Annotated in this window: 17 protein-coding genes; 8 read left to right on the top strand and 9 right to left on the bottom strand. The window is 69.3% G+C overall.

Translation table 11 applies throughout. The features are described from left to right. From ruvB to ACWEOW_RS03175, 5 genes are all read left to right on the top strand, one after another. Positions 1-1110, top strand: a complete 1110-nt coding sequence (ruvB, locus tag ACWEOW_RS03195) for a Holliday junction branch migration DNA helicase RuvB (RefSeq protein WP_452268021.1) — start codon at positions 1-3, stop codon at positions 1108-1110. A gap of 185 nt (positions 1111-1295) precedes the next feature. Beyond that, the gene (gene yajC, locus ACWEOW_RS03190) at positions 1296-1730 is read left to right on the top strand and encodes a preprotein translocase subunit YajC (RefSeq protein WP_452267709.1); all 435 of its coding nucleotides are present in this window, start codon (positions 1296-1298) and stop codon (positions 1728-1730) included. A gap of 7 nt (positions 1731-1737) precedes the next feature. Next, a complete protein-coding gene (secD, locus tag ACWEOW_RS03185; RefSeq protein WP_452267708.1) occupies positions 1738-3660 on the top strand; it encodes a protein translocase subunit SecD in 1923 nt (640 codons plus the stop codon). A gap of 2 nt (positions 3661-3662) precedes the next feature. After that, the gene (gene secF / locus ACWEOW_RS03180; protein WP_452267707.1) at positions 3663-4826 is read left to right on the top strand and encodes a protein translocase subunit SecF; all 1164 of its coding nucleotides are present in this window, start codon (positions 3663-3665) and stop codon (positions 4824-4826) included. Between the two features lie 57 nt (positions 4827-4883). Continuing rightward, a complete protein-coding gene (locus tag ACWEOW_RS03175) occupies positions 4884-5408 on the top strand; it encodes an adenine phosphoribosyltransferase (protein WP_452267706.1) in 525 nt (174 codons plus the stop codon). Between the two features lie 53 nt (positions 5409-5461). On the opposite strand, the gene ACWEOW_RS03170 is transcribed toward ACWEOW_RS03175, so the two are convergent. The 4 genes from ACWEOW_RS03170 to ACWEOW_RS03155 are packed head-to-tail and all read right to left on the bottom strand — an operon-like array spanning position 5462 to position 11562. Beyond that, a complete protein-coding gene (locus ACWEOW_RS03170) occupies positions 5462-6748 on the bottom strand; it encodes an MFS transporter (protein WP_452267705.1) in 1287 nt (428 codons plus the stop codon). Further along, a complete protein-coding gene (locus ACWEOW_RS03165) occupies positions 6745-9297 on the bottom strand; it encodes an AMP-binding protein (RefSeq protein ID WP_452267704.1) in 2553 nt (850 codons plus the stop codon). The genes ACWEOW_RS03170 and ACWEOW_RS03165 overlap by 4 nt, the downstream gene beginning before the upstream one ends. Continuing rightward, positions 9294-10511, bottom strand: coding sequence for an ATP-grasp domain-containing protein (locus tag ACWEOW_RS03160; RefSeq protein ID WP_452267703.1), 1218 nt, complete (start codon positions 10509-10511; stop codon positions 9294-9296). The genes ACWEOW_RS03165 and ACWEOW_RS03160 overlap by 4 nt, the downstream gene beginning before the upstream one ends. 4 nt (positions 10512-10515) lie before the next feature. Further along, entirely contained in the window at positions 10516-11562 is a 1047-nt protein-coding gene (locus tag ACWEOW_RS03155) for a hypothetical protein (RefSeq protein WP_452267702.1), read from the bottom strand. Positions 11563-11892: 330 nt separating this feature from the next. On the opposite strand from ACWEOW_RS03155, the gene ACWEOW_RS03150 reads away from it, so the two are divergent. Further along, entirely contained in the window at positions 11893-14181 is a 2289-nt protein-coding gene (locus tag ACWEOW_RS03150) for a RelA/SpoT family protein (RefSeq protein ID WP_452267701.1), read from the top strand. Positions 14182-14277: 96 nt separating this feature from the next. Here the strand turns inward: ACWEOW_RS03150 and ACWEOW_RS03145 are convergent, their stop codons facing one another. Then, on the bottom strand, positions 14278-16122 hold the full coding sequence (locus ACWEOW_RS03145; protein WP_452267700.1) for a DUF349 domain-containing protein: 1845 nt from the start codon (positions 16120-16122) through the stop codon (positions 14278-14280). Next, positions 16119-16982, bottom strand: a complete 864-nt coding sequence (locus ACWEOW_RS03140; protein ID WP_452267699.1) for a peptidylprolyl isomerase — start codon at positions 16980-16982, stop codon at positions 16119-16121. Before ACWEOW_RS03140 ends, ACWEOW_RS03145 begins: the two co-directional genes overlap by 4 nt. Before the next feature lie 276 nt (positions 16983-17258). Here ACWEOW_RS03140 and ACWEOW_RS03135 point away from each other — a divergent pair, with 276 nt between their 5' ends. Both ACWEOW_RS03135 and hisS read left to right on the top strand, forming a co-directional pair. Then, positions 17259-17960 (top strand): MBL fold metallo-hydrolase, encoded by a 702-nt coding sequence (locus ACWEOW_RS03135; protein ID WP_452267698.1) that lies wholly within the window; start codon positions 17259-17261, stop codon positions 17958-17960. After that, on the top strand, positions 17957-19303 hold the full coding sequence (hisS, locus tag ACWEOW_RS03130) for a histidine--tRNA ligase (RefSeq protein WP_452267697.1): 1347 nt from the start codon (positions 17957-17959) through the stop codon (positions 19301-19303). Before ACWEOW_RS03135 ends, hisS begins: the two co-directional genes overlap by 4 nt. Before the next feature lie 79 nt (positions 19304-19382). Here the strand turns inward: hisS and ACWEOW_RS03125 are convergent, their stop codons facing one another. The 3 genes from ACWEOW_RS03125 to ACWEOW_RS03115 are packed head-to-tail and all read right to left on the bottom strand — an operon-like array spanning position 19383 to position 20670. Next, positions 19383-20009 (bottom strand): hypothetical protein, encoded by a 627-nt coding sequence (locus tag ACWEOW_RS03125; RefSeq protein WP_452267696.1) that lies wholly within the window; start codon positions 20007-20009, stop codon positions 19383-19385. 54 nt (positions 20010-20063) lie between these two features. After that, positions 20064-20423 (bottom strand): hypothetical protein, encoded by a 360-nt coding sequence (locus ACWEOW_RS03120; RefSeq protein WP_452267695.1) that lies wholly within the window; start codon positions 20421-20423, stop codon positions 20064-20066. A gap of 1 nt (position 20424) precedes the next feature. Further along, on the bottom strand, positions 20425-20670 hold the full coding sequence (locus tag ACWEOW_RS03115; protein WP_452267694.1) for a hypothetical protein: 246 nt from the start codon (positions 20668-20670) through the stop codon (positions 20425-20427). Positions 20671-20696: the final 26 nt, after the last annotated feature.

Below are 20696 nucleotides of genomic sequence, written 5' to 3'. Positions count from 1 at the left end.
ATGACATGGCACGACGGCTCGTTCGATGCGACCGCCCGCATCGTGGACGCACGGCTGGACGAGGCGGACGAGGCCGACGAACGTCAGGTCGAGGCCGCACTGAGGCCGAAGCGACTCGACGACTTCCCCGGGCAGAACCGCGTTCGGCAGCAGCTGGGCCTCGTCCTCAAGGCGGCGCGGCGTCGCGGCACACCGCCGGACCACGTGCTCCTGTCCGGGCCACCTGGCCTGGGCAAGACGACCCTGGCGATGATCGTCGCCAGTGAGCTCGAGCAGCCGATCCGCATCACCTCCGGCCCCGCCATCCAGCACGCCGGGGACCTCGCGTCAGTGCTGTCCTCGCTCGCCGAGGGCGAGGTGCTCTTCCTGGACGAGATCCACCGCATGTCGCGCTCCGCGGAGGAGATGCTCTACCTCGCGATGGAGGACTTCCGGGTCGACGTCATCATCGGCAAGGGGCCTGGCGCCACCGCGATCCCGCTCGAGCTGCCGCCGTTCACGGTCGTGGGTGCCACGACGCGCGCCGGGCTCCTTCCGGCGCCCCTGCGCGACCGCTTCGGATTCACGGCGCACCTGGACTACTACGCTGCCGCCGACCTCGTCCAGATCCTTCAGCGCTCGGCACGGCTGCTGGGGCTGGAGGCCGACGACGACGGCATCTCCGAGATCGCTCTGCGCTCCCGGGGCACGCCCCGGATCGCCAACCGGCTGCTGCGCCGGGTGCGGGACTGGGCCCAGATCCACGGCGACCATCGGGTCACCCGCCCCGCCGCCCGCCAGGCGCTGGAGCTGTTCGACGTCGACGAGCGCGGACTGGACCGGCTCGACCGCGCGGTGCTCGATGCCCTGTGTCGTCGCTTCAACGGCGGACCGGTGGGCCTGTCGACCCTGGCTGTCGCGGTGGGGGAGGAGCCCGACACCGTGGAGACCGTCGCGGAGCCCTACCTGGTCCGAGAGGGGTTCATGGTGCGCACACCGCGCGGGCGAGCAGCCTCGAGCCTGGCCTGGGCGCATCTCGGGCTGACACCGCCGCTCGATGCCCAGGGGCTCTGGTCGGCCACCCTGCCGCTCGAAGAGGCCGGCGGAGCTCGCTTCGACAGCCGGTCGTGAGGGCGCCCGATCCGCCTTGCCAGGCAATGCGGCCAAAACGTGACCCGGCCACCGCGTGCATCCGGGTCCCCCGGTCTGACAAACTGCCGCGTCGCACGTAGACTCCTGCGGGCATCAGTCGCCGCTGCCCTTGCGGCACTATCCGGTGCCTCCGGTCGTTGATGCGACGTCCAGACACCCTCAACGTGGTCGTGGCGTGCCCGCATGACGACCGGATGATGAAACGAAGGATCGAGCCTGACATGAACTCCAACGGGGCATCCTATTTGCTGATTTTCGCCCTGCCTCTGCTGCTCCTCGGCTGGCTGTTCTACACCCAGAACAAGCGGATGAAGCAGGTGCGCGAGTTCAGCGCGGCGCTCAACGTCGGTGACAAGGTGATCACCTCGTCCGGCCTCTTCGGCACGGTCAAGCACCTGGACGAGACGAGCGCCTGGCTCGAGGTCGCCGAGGGCACCACCCTGCGCTATGACCGTCGCGCGATCGCGATGAAGCAGTCCGACACCCAGGCGGGCACCGCCAGCCTGGCCGACGCCGACGCTGACGGCGACACCATGCCGGACACCACGCCGGGCACCACGACGGACACCGCGCCGGGCGCATCGCAGAACGGTCAGTGAGGCGCACGTGGCTCGTACCTCCATCACCAAGTCGGCGACGCGGAGCCTGTTGGCGCTGCTCGCCATCATCCTGGCCCTCGGCGTCCTCGCCGGCGGCCTCGCCAAGTGGGGCGACGGGTCGCTGACCCCGCGCCTCGGCCTGGACCTCGAGGGCGGCACCGAGATGGTGCTGAGGCCCGTCCAGGTGGGCAACGAGAAGGTCACCCCCGGACAGGTCGACCAGGCGGTCGACATCATCCGTCAGCGCATCGACGCCAACGGCGTCTCCGAGGCCGAGATCTCGACGCTCGGCCAGGACAACATCGTCGTCTCCATCCCGGGCACGCCGTCGGCCGAGCAGCTCGACGCCATCCGCAAGTCCTCGCAGATGCGCTTCCGCCAGGTCTATGTCCAGGCGGTCGAGCCCAACGCCGCCGCGACCACCCCGGGTGGTTCTTCGACCGGCACTCCGACCCCGACCGGCACCGCGACGACGCCCGCCGGCACGCCGTCAGCGTCTGCGACCGGCACTCCCTCGACCTCGGCGACGGCCCAGAACGGCGCAGTGCCTCAGGCGCTGCGTGCGGCTACGGGCACCGCGACGGGCACCGCCACCGGGTCGCCCTCTGCGACGGCGACCACCCCGTCGCCCACGTCCACCGCGGCCGCGCCCACCGCGGCACAGACCGAGGCCGCCCTCAAGGCGCAGGCGAGCAAGGGCCTCGTCGGGCTCGGCTGGACCCAGGCCAAGGCTGACGAGGCTGCCGCCAACGTGGCCAAGCAGTACATGGCGCTGGACTGCACCAAGCCGGGCGCGACCGACAAGGTCGTCGACGACCCGGCCCTGCCCGTCGCCACCTGTGGCGACGACCGCGTGACCAAGTACATCCTCGGCCCGGCCGAGATCAACGGTGACGAGATCGCCGACGCGAGCAGCGGCTTCCAGCCCGGACCGAACGGCCAGCCCACGTCGATCGTCGAGGTTGCCCTGTCGTTCAAGGACAGCGGCAAGGCCAAGTTCGCGGCCGTCACCAAGCGGCTCTACGCCCTGCAGAACGACCCGCCGCTCGACCAGTTCGCCGTCGTGCTCGACAACTCGGTCATCACCGCTCCTCAGGCGCGCGCCGTGATCACCGACGGTCGCGCCTCGATCACCGGTTCGTTCACGATCGACTCGGCCAAGCAGCTCGCGCAGCAGCTGAAGTTCGGCGCCCTGCCGATCAGCTTCCAGCTCGAGACCAACGACACGATCACGCCGCAGCTCGGTCAGGAGCAGCTCAAGATCGGCCTGCTCGCCGGCTTCATCGGCCTGCTCCTCGTCGTCATCTACTCGCTGTTCCAGTACCGCGCCCTGGGCCTGGTCACGGTCTTCTCCCTCGTCGTCGCCTCGGTCATCACGTACCTCGCCGTGACCGTGCTCGGCACGACCCACGGGTTCCGACTGACCATGGCCGGTGTCACCGGTCTGATCGTGGCCATCGGTGTGACCGCAGACTCCTTCATCGTGTACTTCGAGCGAATCCGTGACGAGGTGCGCGAGGGCCGTCCGCTCGTCGCAGCGGTGGAGACCGGGTGGAAGCGCGCTCGGCGCACCATCCTGGCCGCCGACACGGTGAACTTCATCGCCGCGCTGGTGCTCTACCTGCTCGCCTCGAGCAACGTCCGGGGCTTCGCCTTCACGCTCGGCCTCACGACGATCATCGACCTGCTCGTCGTCATCCTCTTCACCCACCCGACGGTCCAGCTGCTGGCCCGCACGAAGTTCTTCGGCGGCGGCCACAAGTGGTCCGGGCTCGACCCGGTGCGCCTCGGCGCCAAGGAGTCCATCCGCTACCGCGGAGCCGGTCGCTTCGGCCCGGCGCGTCCCGCATCGCCGGCCGCGGGCACCACCAACCCGGCCCCGACCCCGACCCCGGCCGGTTCGGCCCGACTCTCCGAGCGGAAGGCGTGACGATGGTCAACTTCGCCCAGGTCGGCAATGACCTCTACACGGGCAAGCGCTCGATCGACTTCATCAAGCGCCAGAAGACGTGGTACGCGTTCTCGGGCGTGCTCATCGTGCTCGCTCTCGTCGGCATCTTCGCCCGAGGACTCAACTTCGGTATCGAGTTCCGTGGCGGCACCGAGTTCCGGGTCCAGGGCGTTTCCAACAGCCAGGGCTACGAGGAGAAGGCGCAGAGCGCCATCGGCGACGCCGGCATCAGCGGCAACGTCGTCACGACGATCGTCGGCCAGAACACCGTCCGCGTGCAGACCGAGGCAGCCTCGGAGCGCACCGACGAGGGCCGCACCGAGCTCGCCCAGGCGTTCGGCGTCCCTCAGGACTCGGTGAGCGCCTCGCTCATCGGCCCGAGCTGGGGGGAGTCCGTCAGTAAGCAGGCCATCCAGGGCCTCATCGTGTTCCTCATCTTGGTGACGATCGTGATGGCGCTCTACTTCCGGACCTGGAAGATGGCCATATCCGGGCTCGTGGCGCTGCTGCACGACCTGGTCATCACGGTCGGCATCTATGCCCTGTTCGGGTTCGAGATCACCCCGTCGTCGATGATCGGCTTCCTGACCATCCTCGGCTACTCGCTCTACGACACGGTGGTCGTCTTCGACAAGGTCCGCGAGAACACCGCGGACGCGTTCCGCACCAAGCGGATGACGTATGCCGCAGCCGCCAACCTCGCCGTGAACCAGACGCTGGTCCGGTCGATCAACACGACCGTGGTGGCCCTGCTGCCGATCGCGGCGGTGCTCTTCGTCGGCTTCACGTTCCTTGGCCCGGGCACGCTGCTCGACCTGTCCCTGGCCCTGTTCATCGGCATCGGCGTCGGCGCCTACTCCTCGATCTTCATCGCGACCCCGCTGCTCGTCGACCTGCGACGCAACGAGCCGGCGGTCCGCGAGCTCGAGAAGTACGTCGCCCGGCACGGTGCCCGGCAGGCCGAGCGCGAGGCGGCTGCAGCCGCGGTGGGTGTTCCGGAGCCGGTCGTGGTCGGTGCGGACAGCACCGGTGCCGCATCCACCGACCGCACGCGTGCCGCCGACGGGGCGCCCCGTCCGCTGCACAAGTACGCCCAGTCGGGACCGCGGAACCAGCCGAAGCACACCCCGAAGTCTCAGCGCTGAGGCGCTGCCCGGACCGACCCGAACCGGCCCCGGCCGGATCTGCACCCAGGAGGTGGCGTGACCGCGATCGCGGACATCGTCGCGCGAGGTGTTCGCGACGTTCCCGACTTTCCCAAGCCCGGGATCGTGTTCAAGGACCTGTCGCCTCTGCTCGCCGACGGGCCCGCGTTCGCCGCGCTCGTCGGCGACATCGCGGGCCGATGGGACGGCCGGATCGACGCGGTCGCCGGGGTCGAGGCCCGAGGGTTCATCTTCGGTGCCCCGGTGGCCCACGCGCTCGGCATCGGTTTCGTCGCGATCCGTAAGGCCGGAAAGCTGCCCGGGGAGACGCTCGGGTCGTCCTACGACCTCGAGTACGGCAGCGCACACGTGGAGGTCCAGAGCGACGCGTTCCGGCCCGCAGAGCGGGTCCTGCTCGTGGACGACGTCCTGGCCACAGGCGGCACCGCGGCTGCCGCCTGCGAGCTGGTCGAGCGCACGGGCGCGTCGGTGACCGCTCTGGAGTTCGTCATCGAGCTGGGCTTTCTCGACGGACGCTCCAGACTTTCCGGCCGCACCGTGGAGTCGATCCTGACCGTTTAGGGTTTGAGCGGCGGCAGCCCGCGTCCTGGTCCGCACGAAAAGGCGGCCGAAAACTACTTGCGGCCGGTCGACGAATCCGATGACCCGTTGTCCAGGGCTGTGACGAGCATCGGACTCGGTGCCTGGCCGCGGACCGCCAACCTGAGAACGAGTCCGGCGGAAACGAGGAAGAGAGCGGCATATGCCGCCCATCCAAGCGTCTCGTGACTCGCGATCCAGATCATCAAAGGCGGTCCGGCGATGTTGACTGCGGGCGTAACGACGTCGAACGCGGCCAGGTAGTCGGGTCGCTCTGCGGGCGAGGCGTACTCATAGGACAGCGTCCACCAGCCCGCGCTGTCCCACATCTCGGCTACCGCGGCGAGGACGGTCGCAACGACGAGCACCACGACGGCAGCCCATGCCGCGACCCGCGCAGACAGCGCCATGAGCAACACCGACACGGCGAACAGCACGCCCGCGCTGATGACCGCTCGGCGCGCCCCCGACCACGTTGCCGAACCGCGTGCGAGTCGGACCTGCAGCACAACGACGAGGACGGTGTTGATGATGAGCAGCGCGCCGACGACCCCGCCGGGCGCCCTCGTGTGGCGCACCACCCACAGCGGGACGCCGACGGTGAGCAGGTGCATGCTCGATGCCATCACGGTCGCCGCCGCGATGAGCCCGAGAAACCGCAGGTCCCGCAGGGCGGCTCGTGGGCCGCTGTGCTCCTGACGGTCGACGGCCCTCGTCTGCCCTGGCTCTGGGAGCGGCAAGAGAAACAGCGCTGCGACGACGAGGGCGACGCCGCAGGCGACGAAGGCAGCGGAGTACGCGGCCCGGCTTCCCACTCCGACGACGACGCCAACCGCCATGCCGCCGAGGGTGAAGCCAACGTTGCCGAGCGTCCGTCGGACTGCGAGGACATCGGTTCGCGACTCCTCGCCGACCGCGTCGGCGATGATCAGCTGGTAGACGGAGAACGCGGCCGCTTCGCACAGGCCCACGAGCAGCACCACGCCGATCGTCCACGCCGGGTGTACTGAGAGCGGCAGGATCACGAAGAGCGCGCCGCGGCTCAGGCATGAGGCGATGGCGAACCGGCGCGCGCCCAGTGTCCGGATGGCCCGGCCGGCCAAGGGTGTAGCGACCAGGCACAGCGCGGAAGAGCCGAGCAGCGTCAGCGCCGTCGTGCGGTCGCTCAGGCCTGCAGGCCCGACCAGGTAGAGGGCCATCAGTGCCGTCGCCATGAAGATCCCGACCGCGCTCGTCGTCGCCTGCCACGCCAGCAGGCCACGCGGACCGCGGCCGCCGAGGTCGCGCATCCAAACCGGCAGGTGACCGACGCCGGGGCTCATGGGAGTGCCGCCTCGCCCGCGGTCTCCACGAGCCAGCGCAGGACAGTGCGGTCATTCGGCGGCTCCATCAGCGCGAAGTGCTCCACCGCGACAACGGACGTCTGCCCTGGCGGCATCACCTTCCTCCATGAGCCGGTGTGCTCGCCGCGGCTCCAGGTGCCCACAGCGACGTCGGCGTTCTCCTGGCACTGCAACAGCCGCGTCCGGGTAACGCCTTCGGACAGCACGTAGTCGTCGAGGATGCGGGCGTTGCTCGCATAGACCATCCAGGCGTCGGCGACCTCGTCGTCCGAGGCCGTACCGGGCAGGCTGCCGGTCCGTCGAGCGGCCGCGGCGACCCCAGCCAGGTCATAACCGTCGGTGGTGACGAACGACGCCACCGGCTCGTCGACTCGCCAGCCGACCCGTACGAAGATGTCGAACGCCTCACCGAGGCTCATCTGCGGCTCGGCCGGGTCTGGCGGGTCCAGGAGCAGCGCCGCCACGATGGGGCTTCGGCCGTTGCGCTGCGCGAGAGCGAGCTCGGTCCGGCGAGCGACCTCGTGCGCGAAAACCCCGCCGAGGGAGTAGCCGGAGAAAACGATGCTCTCGAACATCCCGAGGTCCTCGGCCAGCAGCCGCTCGGTGAGCCCGTCGGCGAGTCGGTCCATCCCCCCGTCGGAGAGATCGGTCGGCGTCTCCATGGCCCATACCGCGTCGCCGGCCGGCAGCAGTGCCGCCATCGCGGCGTACCGCGTCACCGCGCCGGACAGCGGCGGGAGGAAGCACCACAGTCGCCGAGAGCCAGAGCGGCGCATCCGCACCAAGGTCCGCCCGGTGGTGTGGTGGGCGGTCGGTATGTCCTCGTCGGGCGCGCCGGCGCCGAGCGCGGCGACGAGGTCCTCGGCGGTGGGTGCGCGGTAGAAGTCGCGCATCGCGGGAGCCCTTCCGAGCCGTCGGGTCAGGATCTCGATCAGCTCCAGCGCGGCCAGTGAGTCCCCACCGGCCTCGAAGAAGCTCTCGTTGTCGGCCCTGGGTGGCGCACCTAGCGCGGCCTCCCAGGCAGCGACGACCGCGCCGTGCACCTCGTCGGTGGTGGCAGACTCGTTGTCCTGCTCGTCGGGCAGCAGCGCGGCGAGCGCCGCCTCGTCCACCTTGCCGCGGCTAGTGAGCGGGATCGCGTCCACCGATTGGAGATGCCATGGGACCATCCAGTCCGGGAGCGTCGCAGCGGTCGCCGCACGCATCGCGCTGACGTCGACCGTCCAGCCCGGTATCGGCACGACGTAAGCCACCAACACCTTTGCGCCGCGTCGCTCGTGTGCCTGGATGTGCACCTGGCGTACGCCGGGCTGCGACTGCACGACACTCGCGACCTCTCCGGGTTCGACCCGGAATCCACCACGCACCTTGACTTGGGCATCTGCACGGCCGAGGAACTCGAGGTCGCCCGACGCGTCCTGGCGCGCGAGATCGCCGGTCCGGTAGGACCAGACGCCGTTGACGTCTGCGAACCCGACGCCTGGCCGCTCGAGGTAGCCCCGCGCCACGGCCGCGCCGCTGACGACGATCTCGCCGGGCTCGCCAATGGGGACCGGCCGGTCGTGCTCACCGAGCAGGCTGATCGTCACACCCTCAAGCGCGCGACCAATCGTCACCGACCGGCCAGGCTGCAGCGAGGCGAGAGTGACCGACACCGCCGCCTCGGTCGGGCCGTATGCGTTGACAACCCGGAAGTCCGGGTTTGTGGCCGCCCTGTGCCACGCGGCGACGGCCGCCGCTTGCGCGGGCTCGCCGCCGACCACGACGAGCCGCAACTCCGAAGGCAACCGCACCGCGGGGTTGCCGGCGAGTTCTGCACCGAGCCGGTTCCAGAGCCCCGTGGGGAGGTTCAGCACCGTGATGCGCCGCTCGTGACACCGCTCGAGGAACTCGTCAACGCCGCCGAACACGAAGTCTGCATCGCGATGGACGAGAGTGCCGCCGGCGGCGAGGGTCGAGAAGATCTCGTCGATAGCGATGTCGAAGGCGATCGACGAGAACTGCAGCTGTCGGTCGTTGGGTCCGAGGCTGTAGACCTGCACGACCTGCTCGACGTAGTTGACGATCGCCGGCTGTTCGGTGACGACGGCCTTCGGCAGACCCGTCGAGCCCGACGTGAAGCTGACATACGCCGGCAGGCCAGCTTTTGCGGGAAGACGCTCATCCAGTCTGGCACCGACGGCGTGAATCACGGCGTCGGCAGTAACGACTGCTGTGGGAAGGGCTGCGCGCTGCATCGCCGCACGGCGGGCTGTCGGTTCGCGGGGGTCGATCGGCATGAAGGCGGCCCCGCGCAGGCCCGTTGCGACCATCGCGACCACGGTGCGCGATCCAGGCTCCAGGTCCAGCGCCACGACGGACTCGCGCCCAACGTTGGCGGCAGCGAGCTCCTCGGCGAGTCTCGAGGCAGCGGCGAGAAGCTCGACATAGGTCAGCGTGGTGCCGCCGTCCTCGAGCGCCAAGTGGTCCGGGTGCTTCATCGCGCTCCGGGTGACGAGGTCAACCAGGGACGACGCCGAGAGCGTCATGCAAGACTCCATTCAGTCATCGCCGCCACGGCGGACTCGATCGCGTCCGCGCGGTTGAGGAGCTCGTCGAGGGTGTCTGCCTTGACCCAGACGTCGAGGATCCGACCAGCAGAGCCGGACCGCCAGTCGGTGGGTTCCCCAGCGCGGACCCGCCGGTCGACGCCGTACACACCGCCGAGCGCGCGCACGGTCTTGACATCCGGCGCGGTAAGCAGCCCCGTCGCGTCGTACGGCGGCTGGACGTACAGGTGCAGGGCGACGCCGGTGGGTGACGGGAGGGCCGGAACAGGCTCGCCGAGCGCGAGGTCGACGGCGAGCCCGACGAGGTCTGGCCCGCCGGCCGCGGGCGCGATCGAGGATAGTCCTCCGCCCAGCCGGGCATTCACCTCGATCACCTGCGGACCGCCGGCGCCGAGCTTGATCTCGGTGTGTACCAGGCCGTGCCGGATGCCGAGCGCGGTGATCGCGGCCTGTGTCAGACCCTGAAGCTCTTGAGTCAGCGCAGGCTCCGGGCTGATCGGGAAGACGAGGCCCCGCTCGCGCGCCGGCTCGGCGAGGGGCAACCGTCCGGTACATCCCAGGTGAACGACGTCGTCGCCGACCACGGCCGACTCCACGGACAGGTAGTCGGCGAGCCGGGTGTGAATCGGGGCCGTGGAGCCACCGATGCGCTGCTCCACGACGAAGCGGGCCCCCGCCGGGTGGCGGGCGAGCTCGGCCGCCACTTCGGCCGGCGACTCCACCATCAGCGTGTCCCGGCTGCCGGCACCCACACACGGCTTGAGCACGCCGGGGAGCGGCACGTCGCTGAGCTGCTCCTTCGGCTGCCCGCCGTATACGTTCACGGTCGCTACCGCGCCAACGCCGCTGGCGTTGAGCCGTCGCCGCTGTGTTCCCTTGTCGGTGAGTTGCTCGACGATCTCCGGGGAGTGCCCCGGGAGGTCGAACGCGGCGGCCACAGCCGCCGCGCACGGCAGGGTCGCCTCGGCGAACGTCACCACGGCCTGCGGGGTACAACCGTGCAAGGCCGCCACGGCATCAGCCGGAGCCACGGCCTCGAGCACCGTGCCGAAGGCCTCCAACAGCCGCAGGTGCACAACGGCTTCCCGGTCTGTCGGGTCAACGACAAAAGTCGCGAGGTGGCCGCGGTCCTGGCAGGCCAGTGCGATCTGGCTCGGCGTCGCCGAGCCAGCGGTGTACGGGATCACGATCAACGGATCAACCGTCGATCAGGTAGTCCGTGCCAGGCACGAGGTGCGGCAGGTGAGGGGCGATCGAGTCGACGTTGACCGTCTTGATGATCCAGCGGGTGCGCAGTTTCTCCTCGTCGGCGACCTTCACGACCTCCTTTGCGTGGATTGTGAAGTTGTTGTAGGTGACGACAAAGTCGCCCGGCTCGATGAATACCCGCTGCTTGAGCGCGTGCAGGGCCTCGTCAAGCTTCACGAGCACCCGCTCGGCGGCCGGGGTGAGGCCGCGGGTGCGGTTCTCGAAGTAGCGCAGGTCGCCGATCGGGCCGAGGACCGGGTGCCTGTCCGCCTCGCCGAGGACTTTGCTCCCCTCCACGCTCAGGTCGTCGAACGGCGTGTAGAAGTCTCGTGAGCGCAGAATCTCGAGCTCGCGCTCAGTGAACTGAGGCCAGATGTCGATGTTGCGAACGAACGAGGTGTAGACCTCGTTCTCGGGGTGGCTCCGCATGCCGACCATGTAGACCTGGTCGGGACGGACGAAGTGGTTGGCGAGGTCCTTGTGGAAGTGGATCTCCCTGAGCGCCTTCTGCGACTGGGTGGCCGCCATCGACTGCTTCGGGTATATGTCCTGGAAGACGTCGCCGTCGTTGACGTTGACGTAGCCGATAGCGGGCGTGCCGGCGAGCTGGGCGAACATGGCCAGCATCGCCTCTGAGACGAACGTCTTCTTGAGCTCGTACTTGGACTTGACCGGGTCTGCGAAGTCGAAGATCGGAACGTCTCGGTCGTGCGGCCCGTTCTTGATAAGGACGACGGGCAGTGTCGCACGGTCGCGGCCGGCCAGTGTCGCAACGTAGTTGGCGAAGCGCGTCGGCACCGCGCCCGCGCCGATCAGGTCGGTGACCTGCCGAGTAAAAGCGACGTAACTTCGGTACGGCGAGACGGTGGTGGTCGCGAGGGCATCCTGGAGGGCGTCGCGCTCCTCATCCGTAAACACGAACTCTGGCTCGATCGTCCAGGTCTCGGCGGCCCCGGCGGAGGCACGGCCGGTCCGATCTGCGGTCTCGGCGTTCACAACACGTACTCCTTGAGAATGAGAGGCGCCCCAGACGGGGGCGCCTGACGAGTGTTTGGCTCAGGCATCGAGCACGCGGCCCGACAGCTCAGCGCCGACGAGCGATGCGACAACCGCACCCAGAGCGAGGATGCGCCCCAGCGAGCCTTGACTTCAAGCTCAATGAACTCTGCTTGACCTTGGTAGCTTCCGTATACCGTCAGAGGCTACCGTTTGACCCGGTGTCCTGCTCGGACTCGGCGTTTGGAAGCGGCCCTCACGGCCTCGCCATGGCCGCACCCTGGGTTCGATCTTCACGGTCTGATTTGCGCTGCGCCCTAGACTCAGTACATGAGTGAGGACGTCCGTAGCGAGCTCTCCACCCCGTCGCGGGTGCGAGCCCGCTTTGCCCGGTTCGGCGCGGCCCGGCCGACCGGCAACCCGGTGCTCGAGCCACTCATGACCGGCGTCCGCCAGAACCACCCCAAGGCCGACCTTTCGATCATCGAGCGGGCGTATGCAGCCGCGGAGCGCGCCCACGAGGGCCAGATGCGCAAGAGCGGCGACGCGTACATCACGCACCCGCTGGCGGTCGCCACGATCCTCGCCGAGCTCGGCATGACACCCCCGACCCTCGCGGCGGCGCTGCTGCACGACACCGTGGAGGACACGGCATACGGCCTGGACGAGCTGCGGCGCGACTTCGGCGACGAGATCGCGATGCTCGTCGACGGCGTCACCAAGCTCGACAAGGTGACCTACGGCGAGGCGGCACAGGCCGAGACGGTGCGCAAGATGGTCATCGCGATGGCGCGTGACATCCGCGTCCTCGTCATCAAGCTCGCCGACCGGCTGCACAACGCGCGCACCTGGCGTTATGTCAGCGAGGAGTCCGCCAAGCGCAAGGCCAACGAGACGCTCGAGATCTACGCGCCGCTCGCGCACCGGCTCGGGATGAACACCATCAAGTGGGAGCTCGAGGACCTCTCGTTCGCGACGCTCTACCCGAAGGTCTACGACGAGATCGTCCGGCTGGTCGCCGAGCGCGCTCCCGCGCGCGAGGAGTACCTCAAGGAGGTGCGGACGCAGGTCACCGACGACCTGACCGGAGCGAAGATCAAGGCCGCGGTCACCGGCCGGCCCAAGCACTACTACTCCGTGTACCAGAAGATGATCGTGCGCGGCCGTGACTTCGAGGAGATCTACGACCTCGTCGCGGTCCGCGTCCTCGTCGACACGGTGCGTGACTGCTATGCGGCGCTCGGCGCCCTGCACTCGCGATGGAATCCGGTTCCTGGCCGGTTCAAGGACTACATCGCGATGCCGAAGTTCAACATGTACCAGTCACTCCACACCACGGTCATCGGGCCACAGGGCAAGCCGGTCGAGATCCAGATCCGCACGCACACGATGCACCGCCGTGCCGAGTACGGCGTCGCGGCCCACTGGAAGTACAAGGACCAGGCCGTCAACGGCGGGGGAGAGCGGCCCGGCGAGATCACGCCACAGAACGACATGGCCTGGCTGCGCCAGCTGCTCGACTGGCAGCGCGAGACCGAGGACCCGGGCGAGTTCCTCGACTCGCTGCGCTTCGAGATGGGTTCGAGCGAGGTCTACGTGTTCACGCCCAAGGGCTCCGTCGTCGCGCTGCCGATGGGTGGCACCCCGGTCGACTTCGCCTATGCCGTGCACACCGAGGTCGGGCACCACTGCATCGGCGCCCGCGTCAACGGCCGCCTCGTGCCGCTCGAGTCCACCCTCGAGAACGGCGACGTCGTCGAGGTGCTCACCAGCAAGGCCGACGGCGCCGGGCCCTCGCGCGACTGGCTCCAGTTCGTCAAGAGTCCGCGCGCCCGGAACAAGATCAAGGCGTGGTTCAGCAAGGAGCGTCGCGAGGAGGCCATCGAGGCCGGCAAGGACTCGATCGCCAAGGCGCTGCGCAAGCAGAACCTCCCGCTGCAGCGGCTGATGAGCCACGAGTCGATGACGGCCGTCGCCACCGACCTGCGCTACCAGGACATCGAGGCCCTGTATGCCGCAGTCGGCGAGGGACACGTCTCCGCGCAGCACGTCGTCAGCAAGGTCGTCGCCTCCATGGGCGGCGTCGAGGGTGCCACCGAGGACCTCGCCGAGGCCACCGTCCCGACGCGCGCGGCGAACCGTCGTCGCCGCGGTGGCGACCCGGGTGTCGTGGTCGTCGGCACCGCGGACGTCTGGGTCAAGCTGGCCAAGTGCTGCACGCCCGTGCCGGGCGACCCGATCATCGGCTTCGTCACCCGGGGTAGCGGCGTGTCAGTGCACCGCGTGGACTGCACCAACGCCGCGCAGCTGACCGCCAACCCGGAGCGACTCATCGACGTCGAGTGGGCGCCGAGCTCGGCGAGCGTCTTCCTCGTCCAGCTCCAGGTGGAGGCGCTCGACCGCAACCGGCTGCTGTCCGACGTGACGCGAGTCCTGTCGGACCAGCACGTCAACATCCTCTCGGCCTCGGTGCAGACGTCGCGCGACCGCGTGGCGCTCTCGCGCTTCACGTTCGAGATGGGTGACCCGGCACATCTCGACCACGTCATCAAGGCGGTGCGCAAGATCGACGGCGTCTTCGACGTCTACCGCGTCAACGGCGGCAAGTCGACCAACTGAGCCTCAACGTCGAGTGGCCGCGTCGTCACACGCGCCACGATGAAGGGTGTCCTTCAGGCGGTACGGGTGTGACGACGCGGCCACTCGACGGGTCAGTCAGCCGCCGAACTCGGCGACGCCGGCACGGGCCTGGTCCAGCCAGGCCTGTCGCGCGTCGAGTGCCTCCCGGGCCTTGCGGATCTGGGCGGCGTTGCCCGACGCCTCGGCTCGGGACAGGTCCGCCTTGAGCTCGGCGACAGCGCGCTCGAGCTGGTCCACCATGCCGCGGGCACGCGCCGCGACCTCGGGATTCGTCGAGCGCCACTTGCGGTCCTCGGCGTCGCGCACGGTCTGCTCGACGCGGCGAATGGCCTTCTCGATGCGGTCCATGTCGGCGCGGGGCACCTTGCCGGCCGCGTCCCACTTGTCCTGGATGACGCGCAGCTGAGCCTTGGCCTTCTCCAGGTCGGTGACCGGCAGGATCGCCTCGGCCTCGACGAGCAGGGCCTCCTTGGCCTCGAGGTTGCCCCGGAACTGCTCTTCCTCGGCTGCGACGACCTCGTCCTTGGCCGCGAAGAACGAGTCCTGTGCCGCCTTGAAGCGCGCCCAGAGGCGGTCATCGTCGGTGCGGCTGGCTCGGCCCGCGCGACGCCACTCGTCCATGAGGCGCTTGAACGCGCCCGCGGTGGCCGCCCAGTCCGTGCTCGTGGCGAGCCCCTCCGCCTCACGGACGAGCCGCTCCTTGGTGGCCTTGGCGTCGGCGTGCGCCGCGTCGAGGCCGGCGAAGTGGCTGCGACGCGCCTTGTCGAAGCTGTTCCGAGCAGCGCTGAAGCGCTGCCACAGGGCGGACTCCGTCTCGCGGTCGAGACGGGTGGCCGCGCGCTGGTGGGCCTTCCACTCGTCGAGCAGCTCGCGCATCCGGGCGCCGCTGGTCTTCCACTGGATGCGGTTCTCCGGCTGGGCGGCGATCGACTCTGCCTCGGCCACGATCCTCTCGCGCTCGACGGTCGCTGCGGCTCGGGCTTCGGCTCGGTGCTGCTGCTCCACGGTTCGCTTGTGCGCGATGCCCGACTGGATCTCGTCGAGCTTGGCCGCCAGGGCGTCGAGGTCACCGACGACGGAGGCATCCTTGACCTGGGCCGCGAGGGTCTTCAGTCCCTCGGCGACATCCTTGGAGGGCACCTCCGGCTGGGCGAGGCGCTGTTCGAGCAGAACCGCGGAGGCGAAGAGCTCGTCGTACTTGCGGGCGAAGTAGTTCAGCGCCTCGTCCGGTGTCGCACCCGGGTAGGAGCCGACCTCGTGCTCGCCTTCCTTGGTGCTCACGAACACGGTGCCGTCGTCGGCAACCCGCCCGAACGCGGCCGACACCGAATGGTCGCTGACGGTGGGTGCGGGTGGTGCGGGGACCGCCGGGTGCGGCGCGGCCTTGGCCAGCGCGGCCGGCGTCGGAATGGCGCTCGGCTTGGGGATCGCGAAGTCCGCAGGCGACGGCACCGGCGCTGCCGCCTCGGGCTCGGGGGTGGCCTCGGTGTCGGCTGCCGCCTCGGTGTCGGCTGCCGCCTCGGGCTCGGCTGCCGCCTCGGGCTCGGCTGCCGCCTCGGGCTCGGCTGCCGCCTCGGGCTCGGCTGCCGCCTCGGTGTCGGCTGCCGCCTCGGCGTCGGCTGCTGCCTCCGGCTCGGTGGCCTTTCCAGCAGCGCCGCCACCCTCGGTCGACTCGACCGAAGCCATCACGTCGTCGAGCTCGGCAGCGGCCGGTTCAACCTGCTCCTCAACCTGGGGTGCGACCGGGGCCACTGCAGGGGCTGGTGCCTCGTCCGCCGAATCAGCCGAATCAGCCGGATCAGCCGTCACCGGGTCAGCGGGGGTCGTCTCCGCGGTGTCGGAGGCCGTCTCCGCAGCGGCATCCATGGGTGGCGGCGCATCCTCTGACATGGTCGGGTGCGAGTGGATGTTGTCGGTCATGCCTTCTTCTCCGTCACGCTGACGCTGAGGATGCTGATCGGGGACACGGGGGTTCCGTCCTGCGGGCTCGGCGGCAGGGCCTTGTTCGCTGCGATCTTCTCAACGATGTCGAGGCCCTTGGTCACCTTCCCGAAGATCGTGTAGCCACCACCGTCGGTCGGCAACTGGGTTTCCTTGTACGTGATGAAGAACTGGCCGCCGTTGCTGTTCGGGTCGCTGGTGCGCGCCATGGCGAGGGAACCCGTGGGGTACTTGCCGTCCTTGGGCGCGTTCTCGATGCCGAACGTGTAGCCAGGCCCGCCGGAGCCGGTGCCGGTGGGGTCGCCGCACTGAAGCACGTAGATGCCCTCGGTCGTGACGCGGTGGCAGGGGCTCGGGGCCCAGTAGCCGTTCTTGGCGAGGTTGAGGAAGGATGCGACCGTCTGGGGCGCCTTGGTGCCGTCGAGCTCGAACGTGATGTCGCCACAGGTCGTCTTGACGGTCGCGACGAAGGTCTTGCCCGCAGCGGTCGCCTTGCTGGGGACCTCGGTGAACTGCTTCGGCTTGGCCTGGAGCGCAGGCGGTGTGGTGCACCCGGCCGCGAGCTTCTGGCCCTCCTTGAGGCCCGCCGCGTTCGTCGTGGGAGACGTCGTCGTCGCGGACGTCGCCGGGGTTGTGGCCTCGCCGGCAGCGGGGGTGCCGTTGTCCGAGCCGCCGATCAGCTTGGGCACGACGATGACGGCGGCGATGACGAGAAGGACCGCGAGGATCACCCCGAAGACCTGCTTGTCGCGCGTCGCGTCGCTGACGGGCGGCTTCTGGGTCTTCTGGTGCTCTTCGTAGCGGCGGCGCGCGCGAGCGCGTTCCTGCTCTTTGGTCACGAACTTCTCCTCGAACGGGCCCGAGGCGGTGCTCCCCGGGGGCGTTCGGTCATTTTAGGGAACTGCTCCTGTGCAGGCGCAGGCGGACGGGTCACGACTGCATGACAACTGCTCCGGGACCGACGCATTTACCGCAGATACACGCAGCTACGTCACCTTCTGTCGTCCCGATGTACATGTCGCGAGTCCGAGGCCCCAGCGCTGGTGCGCCGGAGGCCGTCACAGCGCGTCCCGTATGCCGGTGCCACCCTGGCCTGCCGTGGCTAGGCTCCGAGGGTGCTGACGATCGCGTTCCCGGCTCGAGCCTTCGACACCAACTGTTATGTCATCGCCACCAGCTCGGGGCAGGAATGCGTCGTCGTCGACCCTGGGGTCGGCGTCGAGGAGCACCTGCGCGAGGTCCTGACGGAGCACCGGCTGCGCCCCGCCGCGGTGTTGCTCACCCATGGCCACATCGACCACGTGTACTCCGTCACGCCGGTGTGCGGAGCGGACACTGCGGCATACATCCACGCCGACGACCGCTACCGCCTCACCGACCTGCTGGGCCGGAGCAACCCGGGGCTGCTGGCGATGTTCGAGCAGCAGTTCGGCGCGAGGGCCACCTGGACCGAGCCGAGCAACGTCGTCGAGATCAAGGACCGCGTACGACTCTCGCTGGCCGGGCTCGACTTCGAGGTCCTGCATGCTCCCGGCCACACCGAGGGGTCGGTCATGTTTGGCATCGACGACGTGCCCGACGGCGTCCGCGAGCAGGTCGACGTCGACCGGACCATGGTCACTGGCGACGTGCTGTTCGCGGGGTCCATCGGGCGCACCGACCTTCCGGGCGGAGATCCCGAGGCCATGCAGCGCAGCCTGCGCGACGTGGTTCTGCCGCTGCCCGATTCCACCCTGGTGCTGCCTGGGCACTACCACGCCACGACGATGGCCCACGAGCGCGCGACCAACCCCTACCTGAGAGACTTGCCGTCGTGAGCACGCCCCGTACGGCCGCCAAGGTCACGCCGATCAGCGGCTTTCCCGAGTACCTCCCGAACGACCGGATCGTCGAGCAGCGCTTCCTCGACGTCATTCGTGAGACTTTCGAGCTGCATGGTTTCGCCTCCGTCGAGACTCGTTCGATCGAGCCGATCGATCGACTCAGCGCGCAGGGCGAGGACACCGACAAGGAGATCTACACGGTGTCCCGGCTGGCAGGTGGCTCCGAGGACGACGCGCGCTGGGGCCTGCACTTCGACATGACAGTGCCGTTCGCGCGCTATGTCCTGGAGAACGCCGGAAAGCTGGCGTTCCCGTTCCGGCGCTACCAGATCCAGAAGGCGTGGCGGGGTGAGCGCCCGCAGGAGGGTCGCTATCGGGAGTTCACCCAGGCCGACATCGACGTCGTGGACGTAGGCGAGCTCTCGCCGCACTTCGAGGCAGAGATGCCCCTGGTCATCGCCGACGTGTTCAGCAGGTTCCCCGTCGGCGACTTCGTCATCCAGGTCAACAACCGCAAGATCCCGAACGGCTTCTACCAGGGCATCGGGCTCACCGACGTCATCGGCACTCTGCGGATCGTCGACAAGCTCGACAAGATCGGTCCCGAGAAGGTCAAGACCCTGCTCGTGGAGTCGGGTGCCACGTCCGAGCAGGCCGACCAGTGCCTGGCCCTGGCCTCCATCCGTTCCGCGGACCTCGGCTTCGTCGAGCAGGTCCGAGCGCTCGGCGTGCAGCACCCGCTGCTCGACGAGGGCCTCGAGTCGCTGCAGGCGGTCATCTGCACGGCGATGACGCACGCTCCGGGCAAGGTCGTCGCGGACCTGCGAATCGCTCGCGGGCTCGACTACTACACCGGCACGGTGTACGAGACGCAGTTCATCGGGCACGAGGACTGGGGCTCGTTCTGCTCGGGTGGGCGGTACGACGCGCTCGCGTCCGACGGGAGGAACACCTACCCGGGGGTGGGGATCTCGATCGGGGTCACCCGGATCCTCGGCCTGCTCATCGGCCGCGGCCTGGTCACTGCATCGCGCTCGACCCCGGCTGCCGTGCTCGTCGCACTCAAGGACGACGACTCGCGCGAGCAGGCCGTGGGAGTGGCGACGGCGCTGCGCGCGCGTGGGATCGCATGTGAGGTCGCTCCGTCGGCAGCGAGGTTCGGCAAGCAGATCAGGTATGCAGAGCGTCGCGGCATCCCGTATGTCTGGTTCCCGGGTGCGAGCGACGCGGGCGACGAGGTCAAGGACATCCGCTCGGGTGAGCAGGTGCCGGCCCGGCCCGACTCGTGGATGCCGCCGGCGGGCGACCTCGTCCCGCAGGTGACCCGCATCGGCTGAGCGCGGGTCTGGCGCCGGTCGGCGTCGTCGCCGGCAGCATGGTCGCCGCCGGCCCGCCCTACGCGCGCAACGCGAGCCGTCAGCGCGGCTGCGGGTCGCGCAGCCGTGGCGGGCGCAGGCCCTGCTCCCGGAGCTCGAGCACCGCCAGGCGGCGGATGACCTCCTGGTCCTGCCGGCGCCAGGCTCCGGCCGGGTCGTCGCTGATCTGCGCGAGTGCCTTCATCGGCTGGGTGGCCATGGCGCGCAGCGCAAACAGGTCGAGGTCCTCGCGGGCGTCGATGAACCGCTGGGCACTGGAGGCCTCCCGCACGAAGCTGATCCGCATCCACAGCCAGACCCACGCCACCGAGACGATCGGGACCAGCGCGGTGATCAGACCCAGGACGAGCGCCAGCTTGCCGACGGTGTCGGACATGGAGGTGCCGGCGTCGGACAGCGTGGTGCCGGCCCCGGCGGCCTTGTCGAGCCACTGCTCGAGGCTTTGGCCGACGAGGGGGAGCCTGCCCGCCTGGTCACCCGCTCCGGTGAAGGCTCCGTTGACGGACTGACCCGCATGGGTGATGGAGCTGGCAGGGGTCTGCAAGGTGAGCACGAGGTTGTGGACCTGCCGCCCCAGCCAGACCCACAGGGCGACCCACAGCAGGACGAGGATGTCCGCGACGAGCTGGCGGGTCCGGCGGACCGGCAGGTCGGCGTAGAGCTTCATCAGGGGGCCTCTCCTTCGTCGGTGCGTGCCAAACCTACGCGGAGTTCGGGGCGCTCAGCCGGTCAGCTGCCGAAGGATCGAAGCGACTGCGACCACGGTCAGGACCCCGAGGTAGAGCAGGACCAGCCGGGTGTCTCCGAGGAGGCAGCGCGACCGGAGCAGCCCGGCCCGCCGCGCCCGCCAGTACCCCACGAAGCCGAGCCCGGCGAAGAACGCCAGGGCCCATGGTCCGGCGAGCCAGGCGAGCAGCGCCACGGTGGCGAAGATGCACAGCCGAAGCGGATCGTGTGCCGCCGGGCTCGCCGACGGGGCAGGCACGGGCCCTGGTGGCGTCGGTGTCAGGTCGAGCGCACGATCGGTCGCACCGGGAGCCTCGGCGTGATCGCTCGGATCGCTCCAGTCGCGGGCCGGCATGTCAGGCACCCTGGGACGACAGCGTCGCGATCAGCCCGATGCAGGCCCCACCGACCACGATGATCACCAGCCCTACGGCGATGAGGAAGCCCACGGCATACGGCCGGAAGCGCGGGCTGAACATGGCGAGCGTCGATCCGACCACGGCCAGCACCATCCCGCTGATGACCAGGGAGACCCCGTTGGACAGCTGGAGGCCACCGCCGACGAGCACGATCACGAAGGCAACGCCGATGCCGGCGCCCATGAGGCGCCGATACCGCGGCGGCTCCG

It is taken from the genome of Monashia sp. NPDC004114, assembly GCF_053603855.1.
This window is presented reverse-complemented; position numbering and strand designations above follow the sequence as displayed.

Bases quoted from the DNA above. Each gene is read 5' to 3' on its own strand.
- ruvB (WP_452268021.1), top strand. From the start codon at position 1: ATGACATGGCACGACGGCTCGTTCGATGCGACCGCCCGCATCGTGGAC.
- secF (WP_452267707.1), top strand. From the start codon at position 3,663: ATGGTCAACTTCGCCCAGGTCGGCAATGACCTCTACACGGGCAAGCGC.
- ACWEOW_RS03170 (WP_452267705.1), bottom strand. From the start codon at position 6,748: ATGAGCCCCGGCGTCGGTCACCTGCCGGTTTGGATGCGCGACCTCGGC.
- ACWEOW_RS03165 (WP_452267704.1), bottom strand. From the start codon at position 9,297: ATGACGCTCTCGGCGTCGTCCCTGGTTGACCTCGTCACCCGGAGCGCG.
- ACWEOW_RS03150 (WP_452267701.1), top strand. From the start codon at position 11,893: ATGAGTGAGGACGTCCGTAGCGAGCTCTCCACCCCGTCGCGGGTGCGA.
- ACWEOW_RS03145 (WP_452267700.1), bottom strand. From the start codon at position 16,122: ATGACCGACAACATCCACTCGCACCCGACCATGTCAGAGGATGCGCCG.
- ACWEOW_RS03125 (WP_452267696.1), bottom strand. From the start codon at position 20,009: ATGAAGCTCTACGCCGACCTGCCGGTCCGCCGGACCCGCCAGCTCGTC.
- ACWEOW_RS03120 (WP_452267695.1), bottom strand. From the start codon at position 20,423: ATGCCGGCCCGCGACTGGAGCGATCCGAGCGATCACGCCGAGGCTCCC.
- ACWEOW_RS03115 (WP_452267694.1), bottom strand. From the start codon at position 20,670: ATGGGCGCCGGCATCGGCGTTGCCTTCGTGATCGTGCTCGTCGGCGGT.